Below are 21938 nucleotides of genomic sequence, written 5' to 3'. Positions count from 1 at the left end.
CTTAGGAAATAAGATTTCTCTGGATATAAATTTATTGGATGTGTTGTAATGCACCATTTAGAGAAAAAAGTATATATAGTCATGGTTATTCTCAGCCTAGTCATGACTATATATTCTAGTTATTTAACTATAAACTATCCATACATTGGAGCTAACGCAGGTTTTAATTCTAATGGTGATGTAATTATTAAAGAATTAGATCCAAATGCGTGGGCAGACAAAGTTGGATTAGAAGTAGGGGATATAGTTGTTACGGCAAATGGAAAACCCGCTTCTACTCATGAAACGATAAAATTAGGAACTCTCGAACAAATTAATACGATTCAAATTATTAAGAATGACTCCAAAGAAAAATTAAATTTGGTAGTTAAAAATTCTTTACTGAATCAGCAAAGTGTTTTTATGTTTCTTATGCCAGTTTCTTTTTATATTATGGGTTTAATATGTATTTATTATATATATCATACTAATAAAAGGTTAAACTTACCCTCTGCTTTTGTGTTGAATTTGTTTATCCTTGCAGTAGCAATATCTTATGTTAGTGCTATGGGGTCAGGCCGGGGAGACATATTATTAAGATATGTTAACGTTACATTCTTCTTACTTGTCCCAGTGCTATATATTCATTTTATATATCAGTATTTTATTGAACTTGGAAAAAAACTATATAGTTTTAAATATATTCTATTTAGTTATTCTATATGGATGCTAAACTTGCTTCTAGAATGCTTTAAAAGTTTTATAGTTCTTCCGCCGACCGTTTTTAAAAGTGTTAATTTAATATCCTTTTTTGTTTTAATTCTATTATCATTCTTCTTGAAATTTAAAGGTTTCATTAAGGTTAAATATTCAGAGCAAAAATATTTGGTGAAAGTATTAATTATAACTAATATTATGGCGTTTGCTCCTTTTATTTTTCTCTATATAGTACCTTTTGTAATCTTTAAAAAATATATTTTTTCTCCAGCAATCCTTGCTTCTTTCTTATTACTTATACCATTTTCATTGGTTTACCAGTTTGTAGCTACTAAAATATATGATATTGAATTTATTCTTGGAAGAATTAGGTATTATGCGCTGCTGGCTATATTACCTTCAATTGTTTTTATAGTAGTGATGATTTTAGTTAAAGATAATAGTACAACTTTTTATACAATTAAATTGTTTATATTCGTATATCTTTTAATGTTACTGGTATTTTATTTAAAGGAAATCGTTGACTTTCGCTTTAAACTTAGACGATTTTCGGAAAAATATAATTATCAAGATAGTATATTTAAGTTTATTAATGAAATTGGAAGAGCCAATAATTTAAAACAAGTTGTAAATGAGCTTGAGAAAACAATTATTGATGTTCTAATAGTAACTAAAGCTCACTTCATTGAGGTTGATGGTTCTGGTCAGATCGTTTCAATCGATCATCTTAGAGAAAATGATGACTCGAATCTTAGAGAGACAGACTTACACCTGGATATATTAAAATATCAATCTGAAATTAAAGAGACACTTGATGAAGTAGGTAAAATTAAAGAACTAAATAAAGGGTTCTTTATAAATGTTGGTTCTTCAAAGGGACATAATTATATTCTGCTTTGTCTTTCCTCCATAAACACGCCAAGGCTTACAAGAGATGAAATTTCCTGGCTTAAAGCTCTATCATTTTATACAAATGTTTCTTTAGAGAACTACCTTAAAATTGAAGAGCTAATGAATCATTTAGAGACGGTTCAAAGGGAGGGAACAAATCCTTCCTGGCTGACAAAGCTTTTCTTCTCCATCGAAGAAAAACAGCGGTCTAACCTGGCAAAGGATTTGCATGATTCGGTTCTGCAGGATTTGATATCTTTAAAGAGGCAGTGCGAGGTTGCACTTGTTGAGCTCGAAGCTGCTCCAGCCGATTTAAAGGATCAGCTTGAGGATATGAATGAGAATATGACCAAGATTATTAAAACAACAAGAGAAACGTGTCAGGAGCTTCGTCCGCAGCTGCTGTATGATTTAGGCCTAGTAAAAGCATTGAATAAACTTGTCACGCAATATAAAGAAATTGCAGATTTTGAGATCCGGATGAACGCCGGGAAGTTCCAGCCTAATACCGACTTGGATGTACAATTAAATCTTTACAGAATTATTCAGGAACTTTTGAATAATGCTAATAAACATTCACATGCAAGTAATGTCCTGATTATGCTTGTTTGCATTAAAGATAAAATCGTTCTTCATTATGAAGATGATGGAATTGGATTTAATCAAAGTGAGATTAGTTATAGTTCTGAAAACATGGGTCTTTCCGGTATCACCGAACGTGTAAAGGCGTTAAAAGGGACGCTGACGATTGAGACTTCCAAAGGGCAAGGATTTAAAGCAGTAATTGAAATATAACTTTTTCAATTAAGGACTTGGCGAATGCCAAGTCTTTTTTATACAATAGGACTAGCTTCATGGAGAGGTAGGAGGGCTATGATACATATTTTAGTAGTAGATGATCACCCGGCAGTCCGGGAGGGTACGAAAGCCATCTTGGAAAAAGATCCTGAGGTAACGGTCGATTTTATGAATCCTCCCTTTACGCTCGAGGCAGTTGAGCAGATGGATTTCTCAAGCTTTGATGTGATATTAATGGATTTGAATTTAGGCGATGTTAATGGAATGGAACTATCCAGAGGGATTGTTGAGCAGAAATCAGATTGCAAGATCATACTTTATACAGGGTATGAAGTGGAAGATTATTTTGAAGAAGCGATTCGCATGGGGATCCATGGGGCAATTAATAAAGCTGAGTCCAAAGAGAAGATTTTAGCATATATTCGTCACGCGATTAAGGGTGAAATTATTCTTCCTTATAGCTACCTGCAAAGCTTGCTATCTCAGCAGAAAATCAAGAATTCCGAGCAGGTTCTTGAGACGGACTGCCTGAATGATCGGGAGAAGGCGATTTTGCAGGAGGTTGAGAAGGGGCATACTAATCAGGAAATTGCTGATAACCTCCATTTAAGCAAGCGCTCCATTGAATATAGCCTGACTTCTATTTTTAATAAACTTAATGTAGGCTCAAGAACCGAGGCTGTTTTGATTGCAAAGTCTGAATCAATTATTGATTAAGGGCAATTACCGTTTGCTTCTCACATATAGTTAGAAGAAATTCTCTAATAGGATGTGAGTGCATGCAATACGGGGGATATATGCCTGTTTCAGGCGGCCAGGCGAGAGACAGAAAAGAGTATCTAATGGAAGTGACCGGACAAGGCAGTGCGGAGGCAAGTCCGGATACAGCCATTATTCAGCTTGGAATCGTAACAGAATCCAAGGATGTAAAAACAGCACAGGATGAGAATAAGGCCCGGTTGGAAAAAGCCGTTAATGCTCTATACAGGCAGGGAATCGATAAAGGAGATATCCAGACGATTTCGTATAATATCTCCCCGAAGTATTCCTTTCAAGATGGGAAACAAACGCTTGAAGGGTACGAGGTCGTAAATTTGCTATCTGTTAAAACAGAGAGGCTTGATCAGATCGGGGCGATTGTTGATACCGCTGTCAATAATGGAGTAAACCGGGTTGACCGGGTTCAGTTTAAGCTTGAAAATACAAAACCATATGTGGAAGCCGCTTTAAGGGAAGCCGTTAAGCAGGGCTTTGAAAAGGCGTCAGTACTAGCCCAAAGCTACCAGGTATCGCTTCAATCTACACCGGTAAAAGTAGTAGAAGTGTCAAAGGGGTTCGTTCCCTTTGAAAGAGAAGGCGCGGCATTCATGGCTTCTTCAGCCCCTACTCCCGTTTTTCCAGGGTCATTAACGGTTACTGCGGAGGTGCGGGTTCACTATCGCTACGGGTAGAAAGACCTTTGAATAACAGAACTTTACAAAAAATAAACAAATTCTCAATATTTCCATGATATTTATCCCTTATGATGATAGTCATGTATCATGAACGAATCATATTAGGGGGATGGAATGAATATTTTGGCGGTTATTCCCGCATTGTTCTTATTTGCAGTTTATTTTTGTTTTGTGGCCAGCCTTTTGAAAAAATAAACAGACATTTCAGCACAAAAAGCTTTATGATAATAGATGGGATGAGAACATGGGGGAGGGGTAAGGATGGATATTACGAATACAATGATTGAGACCTTAGGGATTGAAGTGAAGGAGGTTTCCGATCAAGGTGTTATAGCGGTTATGCCTGTTGATGAGAGGACAAGACAGCCATTCGGTATTTTACATGGAGGTGCATCTGTTGCTTTAGCTGAAACAGCAGCAAGCATAGGAGCATTCCATTTCATTGATCAGGATACGGAGATTTGTGTAGGGCTTGAGATTAATGCCAATCACATCCGTTCTAAAAAAGACGGTTTTGTCACTGCACATGCGGTTCCATTTCACAAAGGCAAATCGACGATGGTGTGGGATATTAAAATAACAGACGAAGATGGACAGCTAATCTGCATCTCAAGATGTACGATGGCCGTCATTAAAAAGAAATAAACGAAAGGAGCAGAATTGATTCTGCTCCTTTTTATTTGCACAGACCGTATTGTTTAATATTAGCGGATAGGGGATAAGGAAACGTTATGGGAATTTGATAATCATGAGAAGGGATGAAAAAATTGGACTCTAACTGGGTATCATTAATCGTCATACTAGTTATCGGCTTTATGCTAAGGAAATATCTTAAATTCAATAGAGTCTATAAAGTTGGCTACATGTATAAACATTTTGGGGAAAAATTAGAAGTTTCCTATAAGAAGTATACAGGTGTTGACTATTACCATTTTGTATTTAAAAAGGGGAAAAAGATGATGATTGTATACGATGTAGTGGTGGAGGAAGGAGAGCTGACCATTGAATGGAGCGAACGTAAACGGATGATCTGGAAAGAAACCTTTAAAGAGAGCAGCCAGGGGACGTTTTCATCGGAAGCAGGCAGCAGCCTGCATACCATTAATCTTAAAGGCGAGAAAACGAGAGGAGGCTGCCGTATAGAGTTTAGATAAAGATATGTTTAACAAAAGTTTCTAATGAGGCAATGTACAGGTTCTTTTATATATCCAAATTCAATACAAACAAAAAAGAAGCGGAATTTACTCTGCTCCTTTTTCTATTTTATTTACATATTTCAATGCTTCCCGTCTGCTTAAGGGTTTTAGTTCTTCGGCAGAGGTAAAAGCGATTACCCAGTCAGGATCGGTCTTAGAATATTCCCTCAGAGCCCAGCCGATTGCTTTTTGAATGAAAAACTCATTAGAATCAGACATGCTGCAAATATATTCTGCAAGCTTTGTTTTATTCGTTTTTTCCTTATACTTGAGCTGATATAGAAGGGCAGTGCGATTCACCCACATCGATTCATGTTTAATCCAGCCATCCGGTTGATATGCTAAACAAGGATTCTGTTCAATCAGGTATCCGGCAATATGCGATGCAAGAAGATCGACTGTATCCCACCATGGCTTCGTAACGATTAATTCCATTACAAAATCCAAATCGCTGTTCTTCAGAAGTTTCTTCTTTTTGATAAGCAAATCGATTCCTGCATATACACATTCCCTATACGGAGATAAAAACAGCCTATGAACAATAACTTTTAATTCGCTGTTCGTATCAGGCCAACCGTTTTCCGCTCCATATTGTGTAAGGAGTCTTTTTCGTTCAGGAGCCTTGATACCGAGAAAGGTAAATTGATTTTTCATATAGGCTTCCATAGCTTCTTTGTCTCCTGCAACCGCATGGCGCTTCATTCGTTCAATAAGGCCCTCAGCGTAATCAGGTTTCATGCTGTTTAATCTCCGCTGCCCTTTTCTTCTGAAGATCGTTTTGCACACTATTCTCCCATAAAGGAATTTTCGTGTTGAAGGCGGCCCTCATGATCAAATGTCCTGCAACGGGTGATGTAATAAATACAAACACAATACCAAGCAATACTCTTGAGTTGAAATGCCCTTGTATCAAGAGAAAGTATAGAAAAACTCCGAGCAGCAGAAACATGACACCTAAGGTTGCCCCTTTGGACGCTGCGTGGTTCCGGGTGTAAACGTCAGGGAGCCTCAGGACGCCAATGGAGGCAATTAAACAAAGCAAGGCACCAAGAAGGATAAGGGCGGCAATGATCCATTCACTGATTGCGGTCATTTTCGATTATTTCTCCTTTCTCAAGAAATTTGGAGAAAGCCACTGTACCGATAAATGCAAGAATTCCAAGTAATAGGATTACATCCAAAAAGGCATTGGTCTTCAGGAGGACGGAAGTAACCCCTGTCAGTCCAATCAGGTTAATGCCGATTGCATCAAGGGCGACGACCCGGTCGGGAACGGTCGGACCTTTTACAAGGCGGTAAAAATAGAAAAGGGTGGAGAGGGCCAGAATGAGTAAAGACAGTTTCATGACTGTTTCGAACATATTACCGGCTCACCTCCTTGATTGCTTTCTCAAATGAATCGCGTATATCTTTCCTGGCTTCTTCTTCACTGCTTATATCCATAGCATGAATATAAAGAGTTTTGTTGTCGTCTGAAATTTCTACTACCAGTGTTCCGGGTGTTAAAGTAATCAAATTAGAAAGAACAGTAATTTCCCATGCTTTTGTAAGCTCGGTTTCATATGAGAAGATCCCGGGAGTAAGTTTCAGCTTCGGTGTGATGATGATTTTTAAGACTGAAAGATTGGCCATGATCAGCTCTTTCATAAAAATGGTAAGCAGGGTAAAAACAGCGATCACATTCATAAGATAAAACCGGGTTGAGAAAAAACGCCTCATCCCAAAGATAATCAGCAATCCGAAGAGTAATCCAACGGTAAAGGTTACAAGTGTGTATGTATTTTGAAGAAACATCCATAAAAATGCAATAAAGAAATTAAGCAATAACTGAAAAGCCATTTACATCACTGCTCCTTTAAAACGGCTTCTATATATATTGACGGGTCCAATAAAGTCTCAGACGCCTGTGTAATAAAAGGGGCGATGAATTCTGTTCCCAGTCCGAATGCTGCAGACAGCGCCACCAGGATAACTGCAGGATACACCATTCCTTTTACGGAAGGATTCCCATTTATAGGTTTTTCCTCGCCCCAAAAGCCGTTAATAAATATTTTCATAACCGAATAGAGGACGAGCAGACTGGATAAAAGAACGACTAGCGATATCGCATATTCACCCGCCTCAAATCCGCCTTGAATAACCTTAAGCTTACCGATAAATCCGCTTAGCGGAGGTATGCCTGCAAGGGCAATGGCTGACAGGAAGAACATCCATCCGGCGAGCGGATAATGCTGAATCAGTCCCCCCATTTTCTTTAAATTAGAGGTTCCGGTAATACTGATCATAATTCCTGCCAGGAAGAAAAGAGCCCCCTTGATGATCATATCGTGGAGCAAATAGTAAATCGAGCCCTCGATTCCTGCCGGGTTAGCCACAGCTACCCCGAACAGAATAACACCTACTGCCGTAATAATATTGTAGATCACAATCTTTTTAACATCCCAATAAGCTATGGCTCCAATAACGCCAAACAGAATAGTTAAGGCAGCAAGCCACGCCAGAATTCCATGAGTGAAGGCTTTATCATGAATAAAAATCAGCGTGTACACTCTCGTAATGGCGTACACTCCAACCTTCGTCAGCAGGGCGCCGAATAGGGCTGATACCGCTGCTGGCGGTGCCTGATAGGAACCTGGCATCCAGAAGTACAGAGGGAAAATGGCCCCCTTCATTCCAAACACAATGAGAAATAGAATGGCAATTACGGTCAGCAGCCCCGATTGTCCGTTTTCGCTTATTTTGACACTCAAGTCCGCCATATTAAGTGTGCCTGTAACGGCATAAAGAAATGCGACTGTAATGACGAATAGAGCGGAGGAAAAGATATTTACCGCAATGTATTTAATGGATTCCCTCAGCTGCCTTTTTGTTCCGCCCAATACCATTAGAACATAGGAAGCCATTAACAGGACTTCGAAGAATACGAACAAATTGAATATATCTCCTGTTAAAAAAGCACCGGTAACACCCGTCAGCAAAAATTGGACGGCAGGATAGTAGAAAAAGTACTCCCGCGCTTTTCCCACTGTACGGAAAGAATACAAAACCCCTGTCAATCCTATAATACTAGTGGTCAGGACAAGCAGACTGGCATACATGTCCGCAACAAAGGTTATTCCGTAAGGCGGGGCCCATCCTCCAATTTCCACAATCTGAATTCCGTTTTTGTGAACAGTCCAAACAAGAATGGAGGATGCAGTGAGAGCGGCTATAGAAAAAATGACGCTCAGAATTCTTTGTACAATTGGCTTTTTATTAAAGAAAATTAATAATATGCCGCCTATTAAAGGGAAAATCAGCGGCATCATGACCAGGTTGTTACTCATGTGAATCAGTTCCTCTCATGTGATCCATGTTATCCGTTCCAAGCTCCTGATAAGACCGGTACGCAAGAACGAGCATAAAGGCCGTCACTCCGAAACTGATTACTATGGCGGTCAGGATCAGTGCCTGCGGCAGCGGATCAACGTACGATTTTGCCTTTTCCCCAAGAAGCGGCGCAGCCCCGCCTTTAAGTCCGCCCATCGTTAAAATCAGCAGATGAGCACCATGACTTAGCAGTCCTGTCCCGATAATGATTCTAAGCAAACTCTTTGAGAGCATTAAATAAGTGGCGGCCATAAATAATATTCCGCATACAATCGACATCATCACTTCCATTATTCAGTCTCTCCAATCGTTTGAATGATGGTCATGGTAACGCCCACAACAACCAAATATACTCCAAGGTCAAAAGCCGTTGCAGAGGCGACCTCGACCTCTCCCAAAACAGGAAGGTGAACCGGTCCGTGCGCATGTGTCAAAAACGGGACCCCATACAAGAAGGAGGCTAGTCCTGTACCAAGCGCAACAAGCAGGCCAGTTGCCGCGACTTTTAGAAAATTAACCGGAATGACGGTAGCAACCGTTTTGACATCATACGCTAAAAGCAGAAGGACAATTGCAGATGACGTCATAAGTCCTCCGACAAAACCTCCTCCTGGTGTATAGTGGCCAGCGAAAAAAATGTATATGGAATAGATAAAGATGATAAAAAAAACAATATTCACAACGGTTTGCAAAATTAAATCGTTCGTTTTCAAGTTGGTTCGCTTCATGACTCTTCCCCCTTCGACAACCGCAGCTTGACCATCGCAAAAATACCAAGAGCAGCTATTCCCAGGACAGTTATTTCAAATAAAGTATCAAAGCCCCTGAAGTCTACCAGAATGACGTTGACCATATTTTTGCCGCCTGCCTCTTTGTAGCTGTTTTCTATAAAGTAGGAAGAGATGGTTTCTGAAACTCTTTGACTGTTTGCAGACAGGGCAATTAGTGTGACAACTGTTCCAACTCCAAGGGAAACCAGGAAATTCGCAAGTTTAAACGGGAGTTTCTCCCGTTTTTGCAGTTCCGGCAAATAATAAAAGCATAGCAGGAATAATGAGACTGAAATTGTTTCGATAACGAGCTGTGTTAATGCAAGGTCAGGTGCCCTGAAAAATACGAAGAACAGTGCCACCCCGTATCCGACTGATCCAAGGGCAATGATGGATGTCAGTCTGGATTTTGCAAATAAAATTGTTACGGCACCCAATATCATGACAGCAGCGAGAACAATTTCGTATATGCCGATGGGAGCATTTCCGGCTGTTTCAAACGTAAAGGCGGATTTAGAAAAAAGTGCCCATCCTGTCATCAGTACAACAAATGTAAAAATGTAGCCAAGATAGTCGCGAAGGAAACCCGTCATATAGAGCTCCTGTACTTTCAAGGATCCTTTATCCAATCCTCTTAAGGATACATCGTAAGCCTTATTGAGCGTAAGTTTTTCCGGAAACAGTTTGTATACCAACTTCCACTTTGCCAAACCCAAATACAGCAGGATACCAAGGCCAATAACGCCAAGAGTCATGTACAGCTCAGGGCCCCATCCATGCCAGTGTGAGATATGAACATGAAACTGTTCCCCGTCCTCCAGTAAGTATGGAAGGATGGAGGCTGTTGCCGGTTCAATAATGCTGAAAGACAGCACATTTGGAAAGATCCCGAATAAAACGACAAGTGACGCGAGAATAATCGGCGATATAAGCATTCCAAGAGGTGCTTCATGTGGTACCTTATCTAATTTTTCCGGCTGATATTTTCCAGTAAACGTCTTGAACACAATAATCATACTGTAGATGAATGTGAAAACACTTGCAATCCAGGCTAAAACCGGGAATAGAATACCCCATGTTTCCACATTGAATAAATTAAATTCTAAGAGTTTCAGCATGCTCGTGAAAAACATTTCTTTGCTCAGGAAGCCATTGAAAGGCGGCAGACCCGCCATAGAAAAGGCACCGATCACTGTTATGGTAAAGGTAATCGGCATAAAGCTCATTAAGCCGCCTAATTTTCTTATATCTCTTGTTCCCGTTTCATGATCCACAATTCCGGCTGCCATAAACAAACTTCCTTTAAACGTAGCATGGTTGATCAAATGAAAGATCGCCGCCACCACTGCAGCTGAAAACATTTTATTATCCAACGACTCAAAATGAAGCGAAGCCGAGCCGGCACCCAATAGGGACATGATCAAACCGAGCTGGCTTACCGTTGAAAAGGCAAGAATGGCTTTCAAATCAGTCTGTTTAATGGCATGGAATGAACCCCAGGCAAGGGTAATGATTCCGATACCTGTTACAAGCCAAAACCACTCTGGAGCAAGTCCAAAAACAGGGGTGAACCTGGCAGTCAAATAAATGCCGGCTTTGACCATAGTTGCTGAATGAAGGTAGGCACTAACAGGTGTTGGCGCCTCCATAGCATCGGGAAGCCATATGTAAAACGGAAACTGGGCCGATTTTGTAAAAGCTCCAAGGAGAAACAGCAGCATGGCCGGGAGAAAATAAGGATGCTCCATAATTATAGGCGCCTGTGTGACCATTTCCCGGATGCTGAATGTATTAGTCACCAGATAAAGCAGGATGATGCCGCCAAGCATACAAAGCCCGCCAAATACTGTAATCATCATGGATTTTAACGCGCCGTACCTTGATTTTTCACGAGTATGCCAATACCCGATAAGCAAGAAGGAGGAGAGGCTCGTTAATTCCCAGAATGTATACAAAACAATCATATTATCTGATAATACGATCCCAAGCATGGCCCCCATAAACAGAAGCAAATAGACATAGAACGTATGGAGCTGTTCCTTTGCTCTCGGCAGATAATAGATGGAATATAGGATAACGAGTGCACCAATCCCTGTTATTAATAGGGCAAATAACAGGCCGAGTCCGTCCACATAGGCAGTAAATTGAATGCCCAGTGATGGGATCCAATTCACGGTAGAGTATGTATTCGAGCCGCTGCTGACCGGATTTATGTATCGGAAGAAATAAATAAAAAGAAATACCGGAAGAAGAAGGACGAACCACCCGGTATGTACGCTTTTGAACCATTTATAAAGGAATGGAACGAATAGAGCCATTATAAAAGGAAGAAGAATGGCTAAATGCAGCAATGACATGGTTTACCCCCAATCTAAGTAATATAAAAATAGCGAACGGATTTGGAAATGGAAGGATGTTTCCTCTTTTTTCTAGTATGAACCTGAGAGAAAAATTTATCATTTATTTTCAGGTTCATATGAACTCATAATAATCATAACAAATAATAAATTTTTTGTATAACGCTAAGATTTAGAGAGATGATGAACAGCAAGGAGTGATCTTCATGCTGAAGGTAAAAGCAATAGCCGGTTTATTAATTTTAACCGTTTTGAGTACGCTCATCTGGTTTGCACAGCTTCAGGCAAATGAACATCATGGCAAACAGTTTGTTTTATATCCGAATAGGCGAGTCAGCGAACTTGAAATGAATGGACCGCGTAATATTTGGCATGTTCCAGAACCGAAACGAGTGGAGTCGTTTAGCCCCAGAGAATATGTAAAAGTCATACCTCGTTCGTAAAAAAGAGTCTTTACAAATATTTCCCGCCTAAGCATAATGGAAAAGAATGCTTATGGAAGGGACGACTTTATGAGAAATACTTATTTCACCAGCTATTTTCCTTTAATCTCACTATTGCTCTTTAGTACTTCCTTATCCATTTCCACTGTCATGTACGTATCAGACGTGCTAAAAAAAATCGGCATATATAACAGTATGCTTGATTTCTTTTCGGAGAGTGAAATGAAAATTGCGTTATTTGCGTTATTTGCTCTTCTTTATTTTATGATTTTCTCTGCGCTGAAACTGATTGCCAATACAGTTACCGAACTTTCCTTTCTTTTTTTCTCACAAGATGCGGAAGGAGTTACACTGAATAAAATAAGAGCGGGATCAGCCTTCTATCTTGCTGGAGGGGCTATTTCTCTCTTCCTCGTTCAATTCAGCTGGTTAATCGGAGGGATTTTTCTTTTATCGACCCTTTGTTATTTTGTATTTATCATCTATCAGGCAAGCTCAATGGTAACATCGTGGTCTCTTATAGGAATGGTTTTATTTAATATCCTGTTCTGGTTTGTATTTACCCTTGGTTTGTTTTATTTATTCCTCCGCCTTTATAATGGTCTTATTAATAGTTTGCCGATGTAAAAAAGGCTGTCAATCCTTAGTGGATACGACAGCCTTTTATTATTTTAGCTTTGTTAAACTTGGCTAAGGACTATTCTAAAAAACGTTTCCGAATGGAGGGGTCAGGAAGCATGCAGCTGTCCTTTTTGCCAAACCACTTGTACCTGTTTCGTGCAATGAAGGAATATCCCGCATCTCTTATGGGTCTTGGAATGATGAGCAGAATGCGCAGCATGTTCATGGGAAATGGGAGAAGGCCGGCTGTTTTAAGGGCCGCTTCCGATTTTACATACACGTTGTCATCAAATGCGAGGACAAAAGAATCTAAATTTTCGCAATCAAGCTGATTTTTTTTCAGCAGCTCCAGTCCGGTTTCGGACTGAAGCGAAGCAAACCTGAATACTGCATCTTTATCCCGCTTAATGACAAACTTTACAATACCCTCGCATAAATTGCAGACTCCGTCAAAAAGAATGATAGGGTGGTTCATTTTATCTTTCTTCTGCAACTTGGTCACCGCCCATGATCATTTTCCAATACGCAAGGAGACTTCCGTCTTTATATATAGATTCAATCGAACCATTATTGTCTTTCCCGAACCAGACGGCAGCGGTGTAGGAATCGGTGAGCCCGGAGAACCATAAATCATTGTAGTCATTCGATGTTCCGGTTTTTCCGCCTATATAATTTGTTTCAAAGGCTGCTTTTTTACCGGTTCCCTTTTTTACGACGGATTCAAGCAAGTCCCGCATGACTGTGTTCGTTTCATTGCTCCACACCTGCATAGGGATATCCTTCCATTCAAAGAGGACGGTTCCATCTATAGAAAGGATTCTTTTAATGGCTCTTGCCTGTTGATACTGTCCGCCGTTGCCAAAGGCTGTATAGGCATTTGCAAGCTCAAGAGGCGAGAATCCTATTTTAACTCCTCCCAGAGCAGCTGCATAATTATCAGGAGGAATACTGCCGCTGAATGAAAAAGGCTTAAGATACGCAGCTGCCTTCCCGATGCCGACGTCTTTCAGCATCCTTACGGCAGGGGTGTTATAGGATTGGCTAAAGGCCTTTTCAAGAGTAACCATGCCATACTCTTTTTTACTATAGTTTTCAGGACAAAACGTTTCAATGCATAAACGGTTGGCATTAATGAGGCTGGACTTGGAAGCCTTTGTCTTTTCAATATAGGGAACATAATCCAAAAGCGGTTTAATAGCGGATCCAGGCTGTCTCTTCGCCTGGAAGGCTCTATTAAATTCATGCTTCTTATAGCGGTTTCCGCCGCTCATCGCCACAATTTGATGCTTCTTATGATTGATGATGACCGCCGAGGATTGATGGCTTTCATCCGAATATTTTTCATTTGCCGTATAGAGTCTTTCCTGGAGGAAAGGATCTAAATACGTTTCGATTACGATGCCGGATCTGATTAACTCAGCGGCAGCGCTTTTAATCTGTTCAGGGTTTTTAAGTTTGTCCTTGCTGGCCACAGCTTTTTTTAGTTCTTCCATTACATAGTCCGTATAATCAGGATAGCGTTCTTCCTTCTTTTTAATGGCTAATTCAATCGGCTGGCTTTTCTCGGCTTTCAGCTGATTCTGATTCAGCATTCCAATGTCAGCCAAAAGCTGCAAAAGCCTTTCCTGCCTTTTTTTAGTCCTTTCAGGATGCTTCAGAGGATTATAGAAGGAAGGGTTATTCGGAATCGCAGCTAAGTAGGCCATTTCAGCGGTCGTTAAAGCCTTCAGCGATTTACTGAAGTAATAATCTGCCGCCGCTCTGACCCCATATACACTGTTCTGAAAGTAGATTGTATTTAAATAGCTTTCCAGGATTTTTTCTTTTGACCATTTCCGCTCCAGCTGGATGGAGATCAGCAGTTCACTGAGCTTACGGTTATAGGTTCGCTCATGATTTAAATATAAGTTTCTGGCAAGCTGCTGCGTAATTGTGCTGCCGCCCTGGTCAAGAGACTTATTTTTAGCATTGAATAGCATGGCTCTTGCCGTCCCTTCAAAATCAAGGCCGGTATGCTCATAAAAGCGTTTATCCTCTGATTGCAGAAAAAGCTCCTTCATTTGTGGGGGGATATCAGCGTACCGGATGAAAATCCGATTCTGTCCCTCGGTGGTCAGCTCGGAGATAACCGCACCTTCAGAGTCCTTTATATAACTGTTCATAAAAGCAGAAGGTTCTTTGAGAGGAAGCCGTTCATCAAGGGCCTCAGGGAGGGACCTCAGACTTTCAACAGCCTGTCCGGAGCTGAGCAGGAGGGATAAAAGTATAGGGATAAGCAGCAGGATGAAACTCCAGCCAAACCATTTTCTCAACGCTGTCACATTCTTTCGTCTAGGCTCCATTATCTTTAATAGGCAGTAAAACCTTTAGAGGGACCGAATTTGGAACCCTCCACTCTGATGTAATCCTAGCATTGATTTCCAAATCTGAGAAGGGTTTTTTCGCGCACAGAGACAAGGGAAACGTGCAGAAAAAATGTGTGCTTTTCCGATTAAAATTTTTCTAAAAATACAGTTAAATTAAGGAGGGCGGTGATATAATGGTAATAAAATGCAGGGAAGAAAGGAGGAAGAGCATGGACGGGTCAAAACCTCTGCTGTTTATTGATTTTGAATTCAGCATGCCTGACGGGAATTCAGGCTATAAAGGCTTTTATGCTGAAATTATTGAAGCTGGTCTCGTCTTTTCAAAAAACGGAAAAGTTGAGCAGGAATTTTCATCCTTTGTCACGCCTGTTAAAGGGAAACGTCTTACAGAGCGCTGCAAATCATTTCTGGGGATTACTCAGGCCCAGGTGGACCAGGGAATTTCTTTTTCTAAATTAATTGAAGCTCTCAATCGGCTGGATTCTCCTAAGAAAGTGGTAACCTGGGGAAACATGGACATGAAGGTGTTAAGAATGAATTGTGAAAAAAACCGGTGCGCTTTTCCGTTTGAAAATGATGAATTTATCGATTTGTCTATGGAATATAAGAAATTTTTCGGGGACAGAAATCAGACAGGTTTATGGAAAGCCGTTGAGGAATATGGGAAGAAAGGAACGGGGCAGCATCACAGGGCCCTGGATGATGCATTAACAACGATGAAAATTTATAAGCTGATTGAAAAAGATAAGAAATATCTAGAAAAGCCAAATCCCACTACGATTGGTGACCGTGTAGATTTCTCCAAACTTCTAAGCAAGTTTGCAACATAAAGCCAAATCACTAATCATTGTGATTTGGCTTTATGTTTAGTTAGAGTTTATAATCATTTTCAAGCTGATCAAGACAGGCCAATGACTTTTTAGCCCATAAAGATTCATCATTGTTTAGTAAAATTCTCATTTGGTCAATTGACTTGAGAAGCGACATGCTGTAATCCGGCAAATCCCCTTCCAGAGGTTTGACCATGTTTTTCGGCACATTGGTTTGTTCGTTGTAGCTCAGTGCCCGCCTTTCATGAAAGAGGGGAACCTCTGCCTCCTTAGGCATGTGCAAATCCCCCTGCTGCGGATGCTTTAAAACGGCCTTCACCTGTACAAGAATATGCATAGGCCGGATTGCTGTTACGACTCCTGCGTACTTCCCTGTTTTGTAAATCCCCGTTACATAATCGCCTGGCTGAAATTCCATACAACTCATTCCCCATTCCGCTCATTTTTGTACCATTTTACCACACATAAAGGCAGTCCAAAAAAAAGGACTTGGTATAATTCGGCAGAAAGCTGTATAGTGAAGACAAGACTGCACAAGAAAGGTGGATCCGCTTACATGGGTTTTGTCCTATCCTTGTTCCTTTATTTCCCAGAAGATAAAACCGAGTATATCCCCGCTGCCTTCCATATGGCTATTTTCCTGCTATTAGCCGTTCTGGCTTTCCGTTTTATCATTAAGCTGTCAAAAAAGGAAGAGCGTGAAGTAAATGAGAAGTATAAACATATTAAGGAAAAAGATTTATAGAGTGCGCACGGGCAGTTGTCCTGCGTTTTTTTTTATGTCTTTTTTACGAACGAGTTTGGGAAGTGGCTGACTCGGTCAACCGGCTAAAAAGAATGGCGGAAAGGGCAAATAAGTGTTCACGGACAAATAAAGTGCACTAACGGCCAGAAAAAAGGGTATGGCCAGATCCTGGTCTAGAACGGCTAAATTAACGTGTCGATTGGCTAAATTAACGGCAGAACGGACAAATAAAGTGCGCCAATGGCCAGAAAAAGTGGTACGGCCAAATCCCAGTCTGGAACGGCTAAATTAAAGTAGGGAACGGCTAGATTGAACGGCAGAACGGACAAATAAAGTGCGCCAATGGCCAGGAAAAGTGGTACGGCCAAATCCCAGTCTGGAACGGCTAAATTAAAGTAGGGAACGGCTAGATTGAACGGCAGAACGGACAAATAAAGTGCGCCGACGGCCAGGAAAAGTGGAACAGCCAGATTCCAGTCTGTAACGGCTAAATTAACGTGTCGAACGGCTAAATTACGGGCAGGACGGACAAATAAAGGGTTCCAACGGCCAGAAAAAAGGGTACGGCCAGATTCCAGTCTGTAACGGCTAAATTAATGGGAGTAACAGCTAAATTAACAGGCAGAACGGACAAATAAAGTGCGCCAACGCTTGAACGGCGATGTACAGGCGTACTCTGTGATTTGTATAAATCCCTCTTCCTAAGAAAAAACTAGCCTACAAAGGGTTTTTTACTCCGCCTTAGCGGATGGTATTAACCCCCGCAAGGCTTGAGAGGAAACGGCCGCAAGCTTAAGCAGGATAACTTCGGAGTTTCACTCTACGGATGGAGGTTCGGGTTTTGAGAAAATGGATGGGAATGTCCGCAGCAGCACTTATTTTGGCAGGCGGCTGCAGTCAAAAGGAGCTGACCTCATTCGGGGTCGAAATGTTTAACACAGACGGTGATTCACTTGGAACAATTAAACTATCTGAACAGCCTGAAGGCGTTAAATTTGATATCGTATTGGAAGGTCTTCAGCCGGGGGAGCATGGATTGCATATTCATCAAAATCCGGAATGCCAGGGGCCCGATTTTATTACAGCCGGCGACCATTACAATCCTGATAACAAAGAGCATGGACTGCTGAATCCGGAAGGGGCACATCTTGGTGATCTTCCTAATATTGTGGCAGAGAATGATGGGAAAGCACAAGCTAAACTCTTTGGCCCGAAACTCACGTTGAAAAAGGGTGCGAAAAACTCGCTGCTCTTTAAAGAAGGGACATCACTCATTATTACTGAAACAAAGGATGATGGAATGTCTCAGCCTGCTGGAGAATCAGGTGCCAGAATAGCATGCGGGAAGATTACAGAAAAAGAAGCTATGCGCAAAGACAAAAAAGAAATTGATATTGAAGCAAAGCCCTGACGGCCAGTCAGGGCTTTAATTTATGGTCTGAGAATTCGCCCTGATGTTTTGATGAGGAAGGGAGGGGGGATTCTGCTGGTTTATATATAGGCAGCGATACGGTTGCAGAGGTTCCGGAACCAGGCTCGCTTTTATAACGCAATGTTCCTTCGTGCTGCTCTACAATTGAGAACGTCACCGTCAGTCCAAGCCCTGTTCCCCTCTCTTTTAGAGTGAAATATGGCTCGCCGATTCTTGCAAGCTGTTCAGGCGTCATGCCGACTCCATTGTCTTTAATTTTTATCCGGATATAATCATGGGAAGAATAAGCCGTAATTTTAACCTCGCCATCTGATTCGGAAACAGCCTCAACTGCGTTTTTGAGCAAATTTAGAAAAACCTGCTTTAACCTTGATGAATCACCGTGTACGTATAAATCCGGAGCAATGCTGTTTTTGAAATGGACATTTTTAAAATTGGCATAGGAGGTCATAATTTTAACCACTTCATCCAAAAGATTGCTTAAAGAAAGCTTGTTTTTCTCAAAGTACTGCTGTTTGGCAAGATTAAGGTAATCCGTTATGATCTCCTGTGCACGGTCAAGCTCGGATAGAACGAGGTTGATGTATTCTTCATTTTTTGGATCCATATTTTTGCGGTCGGTCCCAATGAGCTGAATAAATCCTCTAACTACTGTGAGCGGATTTCGTACTTCATGGGCAACGCTTGCTGCAAGCTCGCTGACGATAGAAAGTTTTTCGGATTTAATAAGTCTTGCCCGAAGGAAGGCATTCTCTTTCGTGGAGTTTACACAATAGATGGTCATTAGAAGCACAAAGGTAAATAATAGGAAGCTGAGGAACATTTCAAGCAGACTTTCGGCTAATGAGAACGGAATCAGCTTAAAAAATATAAGAATCGTTAGAATCAGGTAGGTTAAGGATGTTTTGATTCCGCTGAAAAGGAATCCGAGCAAAAGCTTTGTTTGAATAGTGAAGTCATTCCATTTTGATTGAAGCATGAGAGGAACAATTAAAAAAAGAGGGGTAATGATGAGGGATATCCAAATGACATCGCCTCCCGAATATAATCGATAGAGCAAGGCAGTACAGGTAACCGAGATGCCGGTCATAGGTCCTCCGTATAAAACCGCCGCCAAGTATGGTATGTAATGCAATCCATACGGAAGTCCGTCTATCACATAAATGGGGAAAATCATGCATAGCACAGCTGAGAGGCTGCAAAGCAAATAGATGAGAAAAAGATTGGGTTTCGGAATAGTGGGTGTCGGCCTGTTGAGCCAGATTGCCTGATAGAGATAGATGGGGAACAGGATAAATGTCACTTGCAATATTAAATCCTTCAAATTCTCCATAAAAGTCTCCTATGTCATTGATAGTGTTATTATACCATTAATGGAAAAAATATGTTGTTTTTGTGTTTGTAAAAAATGAAGTTTAAACCTGTATCCAAGTAAAAAAGCCCTCCTTCAGGAGAGCTTCGATTTAGGAGGAAAAGGCTGTTTTTACCCTTGAAAGTCCATCTTTTAAAGTTTCGATCGAACAGCCCGCGTTGAGTCTGGCAAAACCCTCTCCGCCGGGACCGTATTTTGTCCCTTCCTCGAGAGCCACCTTTCCTTTATGGAGGAGCCGTCTTTTGATTTCTTTGTCATCAAGCCCCAGTCCCCGGCAATCCAGCCATAAGAGATAGGAGGCATCCGGTTTGATAGCAGTCACCCCCGGAACTTGATTGTTAAGAAAATCAATGGCATATTCCATATTCCTTTCTATGTAGGCGTTTAGTTCGCCAAGCCATGCTGCACCATGGCTGTAAGCCGCCTCCATTCCTAAACCTCCAAGTGCATTGAGGGTAAAGAATCCCTGCCGATGAAGCGTTTCATCCATTCTTCTTCTCAGTGAGTCGTTTTCAATAACCATCACAGAGGCTTGAAGGCCGGCAAGGTTGAATGTTTTGCTTGGAGCGAAGCAGGTTATGGAACGGTCTGAAAATTCTTTGCTGATGGATGCAAAGGGGACGTGCTTATGCCCGAACAGCATCAGATCAGAATGGATTTCATCTGAGACCATAAGTACATCATGCTCTGCGCATAGTTCGCCTATTTTCTTTAATTCGTCAGCGTTCCAGGACCTGCCCCCAGGGTTGTGCGGATTGCATAAAAGCATCATTTTTACTTCGGGATCATCCATTTTTTTGGCCAAATCGTTAAAATCAATTTCATAACGCCCTTCCTCAAGAATAAGCTGGCTATTAACAATTTCCCGTCCGTTTCGTTTGACCATGTCAAAAAACGGTGTATAAACAGGGGATTGAATCAGTACTTTTTCTCCTGGCTCCGAATAGGCTTGGATTGCAAAGCTTAATGCTGTTACGACTCCCGGGCTGAACAGGATCGCCTCTTTTTTAAACCGCCAGCCATTTCTTTTCTCTGCCCATTCTACAATCGCAGTCTTGGTGCTTTCTCCTATAGAAGAGTACCCGAATATTCCATGGTCGATTCTTTTCTTTAACGCCTCTAGAACTTCTGCTGGGGCTTTAAAATCCATATCGGCTACCCACATAGGGAGAACATCAGATGTGCCGAAAATTTCGTTGGTTAAGTCCCACTTAACGGAGTTGGTTTGGCGGCGCTCAACAATTTCATCGAATTTATTCATTTCTTCACCTCTTAAACGGATTTCTTCTTTATATCGTAAATGTGATAAAATAAATTTGCAAAAATACAGTCCGGGTGATGATGAATATGGAAACACAAGCTGCAAATGAAATTATGATGGAAATCCTATATAAATGGGATCCATTGGGCTACGGAGAAGGATTTTATGATACCGAATCTGTAGATGTCGTTCAGGCTGTGCATGAATTGCATCATTCTTCAGAGCTTGCGAAACGAATTCAATCCATTTACGAACATTCCTTCGAAAAATGGATTCCCATTGAGGATTGCTTGCAAATGGCCCATCAATTACTATTGGTTAAGGAGCAGGCAAGCTGCTGAATCAAAAAAAAGCCGGTGCATAACCGGCTTTTTTCTCTTTTCCTCAAGCATGTGAAAAATTCATGATTCTGTCCATTACATGCATCGGTCTTTCCTCAGGAACAAGATGTCCTGTTTGAGCCAATTCAAACAATGATGCGTTGGGCAAATCTTTACTCATTCTTCTCCCTACTTCTACTGGTACGATCTTATCTTCCTGTCCCCAAATCAAAAGGCTCGGTACTTCAATTTTCTTTAAATCTTCCTGTGAGAGATCCCCTTCTCTGTCCCGGATCATACGGGTCAGTGCCATGAATATGCTGTCGTCAATAAATGGCTGCATATAACCGTCCATCATTTCCTGATCAATCAAAGAACGGTCATAAACGACATTGCAAAGGTTTTTGAAAACTCCCTGGCTGGAAAGCCAATGCTTAATGCAAAGATAAAAATAGGGAACATAGGATCCGCATATCATGTAGTGCTTCATGCGCTTCATGTAGCCGGAGCTGCAAAGCAAGACGACTTTTTTAAACATTTCCGGTTTTTCCTTTGTCGCATACAGTGCCACCTGGCCCCCCATGGAATGCCCTACCAGCACCGCATTTTTTACTTCAAGTTTTTCCAGCAGCTCAATGACAACCTTTGCCATATTGGAATAAGAGTGTACAAATCGGATCGATTTTTCTGTTTTTCCAAATGGAGGAAGATCAATGGCGATAATCCGGAATTCTTCCTGAAGCAAAGGAATAAGTCTTCTATAGCTGAACGTGGAAGATAAAAATCCGTGAAGCAATACCATGGTCGGTTTTCCGGGATGTTTTTCATATAGCTCATAATGAATATTGATGCCCTGCAGATTCATTGTAGAATGGCAAAAAGTTGGGTTCATAATCAACACTCCAGCCATGATAGTTATTGACAGGTATTCGTAAGAAACGGCAAAACGTGTCCGTTTGGAACAAATTTTGACCGATTTTTTATTATTGTGTCCGGGAAACAGAGTCCCACTCATGT

26 protein-coding genes are annotated in these 21938 nt (G+C 41.1%); 11 read left to right on the top strand and 15 right to left on the bottom strand.

What is annotated here, in order from left to right; translation table 11 throughout:
- The first annotated feature begins 48 nt into the window (after positions 1–48).
- From AS29_RS16760 to AS29_RS16740, 5 genes are all read left to right on the top strand, one after another.
- Entirely contained in the window at positions 49–2382 is a 2334-nt protein-coding gene (locus AS29_RS16760; protein WP_035411010.1) for a sensor histidine kinase, read from the top strand.
- Between the two features lie 78 nt (positions 2383–2460).
- A complete protein-coding gene (locus AS29_RS16755; protein ID WP_035411008.1) occupies positions 2461–3102 on the top strand; it encodes a response regulator transcription factor in 642 nt (213 codons plus the stop codon).
- Positions 3103–3164: 62 nt separating this feature from the next.
- Positions 3165–3836, top strand: coding sequence for an SIMPL domain-containing protein (locus tag AS29_RS16750; RefSeq protein WP_035411005.1), 672 nt, complete (start codon positions 3165–3167; stop codon positions 3834–3836).
- 264 nt (positions 3837–4100) lie between these two features.
- Complete coding sequence (locus AS29_RS16745) at positions 4101–4484, top strand: PaaI family thioesterase (RefSeq protein WP_035411002.1); 384 nt, start codon at positions 4101–4103, stop codon at positions 4482–4484.
- 122 nt (positions 4485–4606) lie between these two features.
- Positions 4607–4993 carry a hypothetical protein gene (locus AS29_RS16740; RefSeq protein ID WP_156505966.1) on the top strand — a complete coding sequence of 129 codons (387 nt, stop codon included), beginning with the start codon at positions 4607–4609 and terminating at the stop codon, positions 4991–4993.
- A gap of 87 nt (positions 4994–5080) precedes the next feature.
- On the opposite strand, the gene AS29_RS16735 is transcribed toward AS29_RS16740, so the two are convergent.
- From AS29_RS16735 to AS29_RS16700, 8 genes are read right to left on the bottom strand one after another with little or no spacing between them, the layout of a single operon-like run.
- The gene (locus AS29_RS16735) at positions 5081–5773 is read right to left on the bottom strand and encodes a DNA alkylation repair protein (protein WP_035410996.1); all 693 of its coding nucleotides are present in this window, start codon (positions 5771–5773) and stop codon (positions 5081–5083) included.
- Positions 5763–6128: a monovalent cation/H(+) antiporter subunit G gene (gene mnhG, locus AS29_RS16730; protein ID WP_035410991.1), complete on the bottom strand. Its 366-nt coding sequence runs from the start codon at positions 6126–6128 to the stop codon at positions 5763–5765. Before mnhG ends, AS29_RS16735 begins: the two co-directional genes overlap by 11 nt.
- The gene (locus tag AS29_RS16725; RefSeq protein WP_035410988.1) at positions 6112–6396 is read right to left on the bottom strand and encodes a Na(+)/H(+) antiporter subunit F1; all 285 of its coding nucleotides are present in this window, start codon (positions 6394–6396) and stop codon (positions 6112–6114) included. Before AS29_RS16725 ends, mnhG begins: the two co-directional genes overlap by 17 nt.
- Before the next feature lies 1 nt (position 6397).
- Positions 6398–6874 (bottom strand): Na+/H+ antiporter subunit E, encoded by a 477-nt coding sequence (locus AS29_RS16720; RefSeq protein ID WP_035410985.1) that lies wholly within the window; start codon positions 6872–6874, stop codon positions 6398–6400.
- Between the two features lie 5 nt (positions 6875–6879).
- Entirely contained in the window at positions 6880–8361 is a 1482-nt protein-coding gene (locus AS29_RS16715) for a Na+/H+ antiporter subunit D (protein WP_035410982.1), read from the bottom strand.
- Positions 8354–8695: a Na(+)/H(+) antiporter subunit C gene (locus tag AS29_RS16710; RefSeq protein ID WP_035410979.1), complete on the bottom strand. Its 342-nt coding sequence runs from the start codon at positions 8693–8695 to the stop codon at positions 8354–8356. Before AS29_RS16710 ends, AS29_RS16715 begins: the two co-directional genes overlap by 8 nt.
- Positions 8695–9132, bottom strand: a complete 438-nt coding sequence (locus AS29_RS16705) for a Na(+)/H(+) antiporter subunit B (RefSeq protein WP_082883893.1) — start codon at positions 9130–9132, stop codon at positions 8695–8697. The genes AS29_RS16710 and AS29_RS16705 overlap by 1 nt, the downstream gene beginning before the upstream one ends.
- Positions 9129–11531: a Na+/H+ antiporter subunit A gene (locus tag AS29_RS16700; protein ID WP_035410975.1), complete on the bottom strand. Its 2403-nt coding sequence runs from the start codon at positions 11529–11531 to the stop codon at positions 9129–9131. Before AS29_RS16700 ends, AS29_RS16705 begins: the two co-directional genes overlap by 4 nt.
- 206 nt (positions 11532–11737) lie before the next feature.
- Here AS29_RS16700 and AS29_RS16695 point away from each other — a divergent pair, with 206 nt between their 5' ends.
- Positions 11738–11974, top strand: a complete 237-nt coding sequence (locus tag AS29_RS16695; protein WP_035410972.1) for a hypothetical protein — start codon at positions 11738–11740, stop codon at positions 11972–11974.
- A 69-nt stretch (positions 11975–12043) separates the two neighbouring features.
- Positions 12044–12601 carry a DUF5366 family protein gene (locus AS29_RS16690; RefSeq protein ID WP_035410969.1) on the top strand — a complete coding sequence of 186 codons (558 nt, stop codon included), beginning with the start codon at positions 12044–12046 and terminating at the stop codon, positions 12599–12601.
- 70 nt (positions 12602–12671) lie between these two features.
- Here AS29_RS16690 and AS29_RS16685 read toward each other — a convergent pair whose 3' ends face one another.
- Together AS29_RS16685 and AS29_RS16680 are read right to left on the bottom strand one after the other, a co-directional pair.
- A complete protein-coding gene (locus AS29_RS16685) occupies positions 12672–13070 on the bottom strand; it encodes a thiol-disulfide oxidoreductase DCC family protein (RefSeq protein WP_035411155.1) in 399 nt (132 codons plus the stop codon).
- Position 13071: 1 nt separating this feature from the next.
- Positions 13072–14916, bottom strand: a complete 1845-nt coding sequence (locus AS29_RS16680) for a transglycosylase domain-containing protein (protein WP_231889971.1) — start codon at positions 14914–14916, stop codon at positions 13072–13074.
- A gap of 254 nt (positions 14917–15170) precedes the next feature.
- On the opposite strand from AS29_RS16680, the gene kapD reads away from it, so the two are divergent.
- Positions 15171–15791, top strand: a complete 621-nt coding sequence (kapD, locus tag AS29_RS16675; protein WP_035410967.1) for a 3'-5' exonuclease KapD — start codon at positions 15171–15173, stop codon at positions 15789–15791.
- Between the two features lie 40 nt (positions 15792–15831).
- Here the strand turns inward: kapD and AS29_RS16670 are convergent, their stop codons facing one another.
- Complete coding sequence (locus AS29_RS16670) at positions 15832–16209, bottom strand: kinase-associated lipoprotein B (protein WP_035410964.1); 378 nt, start codon at positions 16207–16209, stop codon at positions 15832–15834.
- A gap of 138 nt (positions 16210–16347) precedes the next feature.
- Between AS29_RS16670 and AS29_RS16665 the strand changes: the two genes are divergently transcribed.
- Complete coding sequence (locus AS29_RS16665) at positions 16348–16536, top strand: hypothetical protein (protein ID WP_035410961.1); 189 nt, start codon at positions 16348–16350, stop codon at positions 16534–16536.
- A gap of 203 nt (positions 16537–16739) precedes the next feature.
- Here the strand turns inward: AS29_RS16665 and AS29_RS21435 are convergent, their stop codons facing one another.
- Entirely contained in the window at positions 16740–16967 is a 228-nt protein-coding gene (locus AS29_RS21435) for a hypothetical protein (RefSeq protein ID WP_156505965.1), read from the bottom strand.
- Between the two features lie 395 nt (positions 16968–17362).
- On the opposite strand from AS29_RS21435, the gene AS29_RS16660 reads away from it, so the two are divergent.
- Complete coding sequence (locus AS29_RS16660) at positions 17363–17947, top strand: superoxide dismutase family protein (RefSeq protein ID WP_051860838.1); 585 nt, start codon at positions 17363–17365, stop codon at positions 17945–17947.
- A gap of 7 nt (positions 17948–17954) precedes the next feature.
- Here the strand turns inward: AS29_RS16660 and AS29_RS16655 are convergent, their stop codons facing one another.
- Positions 17955–19301, bottom strand: a complete 1347-nt coding sequence (locus AS29_RS16655; RefSeq protein ID WP_051860837.1) for a sensor histidine kinase — start codon at positions 19299–19301, stop codon at positions 17955–17957.
- 130 nt (positions 19302–19431) lie between these two features.
- Positions 19432–20601, bottom strand: coding sequence for a MalY/PatB family protein (locus AS29_RS16650; RefSeq protein ID WP_035412411.1), 1170 nt, complete (start codon positions 20599–20601; stop codon positions 19432–19434).
- 86 nt (positions 20602–20687) lie between these two features.
- Between AS29_RS16650 and AS29_RS16645 the strand changes: the two genes are divergently transcribed.
- Positions 20688–20942, top strand: a complete 255-nt coding sequence (locus AS29_RS16645) for a DUF1871 family protein (protein ID WP_035412408.1) — start codon at positions 20688–20690, stop codon at positions 20940–20942.
- 43 nt (positions 20943–20985) lie between these two features.
- Here the strand turns inward: AS29_RS16645 and AS29_RS16640 are convergent, their stop codons facing one another.
- Positions 20986–21813, bottom strand: a complete 828-nt coding sequence (locus AS29_RS16640) for an alpha/beta fold hydrolase (RefSeq protein WP_035412403.1) — start codon at positions 21811–21813, stop codon at positions 20986–20988.
- Positions 21814–21938: the final 125 nt, after the last annotated feature.

Origin of the sequence: Bacillus sp. SJS (assembly GCF_000732485.2) — a bacterium.
Taxonomy (GTDB): domain Bacteria; phylum Bacillota; class Bacilli; order Bacillales; family Bacillaceae; genus Metabacillus_B; species Metabacillus_B sediminis.
The sequence above is the reverse complement of the archived record's forward strand: the minus strand, read 5'-3'. Positions and strand labels throughout refer to the sequence as shown.

What these genes read in the sequence shown, in the direction of transcription:
- AS29_RS16745 (WP_035411002.1), top strand. Translation starts at nt 4,101, where the DNA reads ATGGATATTACGAATACAATGATTGAGACCTTAGGGATTGAAGTGAAG.
- AS29_RS16650 (WP_035412411.1), bottom strand. Translation starts at nt 20,601, where the DNA reads ATGAATAAATTCGATGAAATTGTTGAGCGCCGCCAAACCAACTCCGTT.
- AS29_RS16710 (WP_035410979.1), bottom strand. Translation starts at nt 8,695, where the DNA reads ATGGAAGTGATGATGTCGATTGTATGCGGAATATTATTTATGGCCGCC.
- AS29_RS16640 (WP_035412403.1), bottom strand. Translation starts at nt 21,813, where the DNA reads ATGAACCCAACTTTTTGCCATTCTACAATGAATCTGCAGGGCATCAAT.
- mnhG (WP_035410991.1), bottom strand. Translation starts at nt 6,128, where the DNA reads ATGACCGCAATCAGTGAATGGATCATTGCCGCCCTTATCCTTCTTGGT.
- AS29_RS16735 (WP_035410996.1), bottom strand. Translation starts at nt 5,773, where the DNA reads ATGAAACCTGATTACGCTGAGGGCCTTATTGAACGAATGAAGCGCCAT.
- AS29_RS16695 (WP_035410972.1), top strand. Translation starts at nt 11,738, where the DNA reads ATGCTGAAGGTAAAAGCAATAGCCGGTTTATTAATTTTAACCGTTTTG.
- AS29_RS16655 (WP_051860837.1), bottom strand. Translation starts at nt 19,301, where the DNA reads ATGGAGAATTTGAAGGATTTAATATTGCAAGTGACATTTATCCTGTTC.
- AS29_RS16760 (WP_035411010.1), top strand. Translation starts at nt 49, where the DNA reads ATGCACCATTTAGAGAAAAAAGTATATATAGTCATGGTTATTCTCAGC.
- AS29_RS16700 (WP_035410975.1), bottom strand. Translation starts at nt 11,531, where the DNA reads ATGTCATTGCTGCATTTAGCCATTCTTCTTCCTTTTATAATGGCTCTA.
- AS29_RS16665 (WP_035410961.1), top strand. Translation starts at nt 16,348, where the DNA reads ATGGGTTTTGTCCTATCCTTGTTCCTTTATTTCCCAGAAGATAAAACC.
- AS29_RS16750 (WP_035411005.1), top strand. Translation starts at nt 3,165, where the DNA reads ATGCAATACGGGGGATATATGCCTGTTTCAGGCGGCCAGGCGAGAGAC.
- AS29_RS16645 (WP_035412408.1), top strand. Translation starts at nt 20,688, where the DNA reads ATGGAAACACAAGCTGCAAATGAAATTATGATGGAAATCCTATATAAA.
- AS29_RS16725 (WP_035410988.1), bottom strand. Translation starts at nt 6,396, where the DNA reads ATGTTCGAAACAGTCATGAAACTGTCTTTACTCATTCTGGCCCTCTCC.
- AS29_RS16720 (WP_035410985.1), bottom strand. Translation starts at nt 6,874, where the DNA reads ATGGCTTTTCAGTTATTGCTTAATTTCTTTATTGCATTTTTATGGATG.
- AS29_RS16715 (WP_035410982.1), bottom strand. Translation starts at nt 8,361, where the DNA reads ATGAGTAACAACCTGGTCATGATGCCGCTGATTTTCCCTTTAATAGGC.
- AS29_RS16690 (WP_035410969.1), top strand. Translation starts at nt 12,044, where the DNA reads ATGAGAAATACTTATTTCACCAGCTATTTTCCTTTAATCTCACTATTG.
- AS29_RS16755 (WP_035411008.1), top strand. Translation starts at nt 2,461, where the DNA reads ATGATACATATTTTAGTAGTAGATGATCACCCGGCAGTCCGGGAGGGT.
- AS29_RS16705 (WP_082883893.1), bottom strand. Translation starts at nt 9,132, where the DNA reads ATGAAGCGAACCAACTTGAAAACGAACGATTTAATTTTGCAAACCGTT.
- AS29_RS16670 (WP_035410964.1), bottom strand. Translation starts at nt 16,209, where the DNA reads ATGGAATTTCAGCCAGGCGATTATGTAACGGGGATTTACAAAACAGGG.
- kapD (WP_035410967.1), top strand. Translation starts at nt 15,171, where the DNA reads ATGGACGGGTCAAAACCTCTGCTGTTTATTGATTTTGAATTCAGCATG.
- AS29_RS16660 (WP_051860838.1), top strand. Translation starts at nt 17,363, where the DNA reads ATGGAGGTTCGGGTTTTGAGAAAATGGATGGGAATGTCCGCAGCAGCA.
- AS29_RS16685 (WP_035411155.1), bottom strand. Translation starts at nt 13,070, where the DNA reads ATGAACCACCCTATCATTCTTTTTGACGGAGTCTGCAATTTATGCGAG.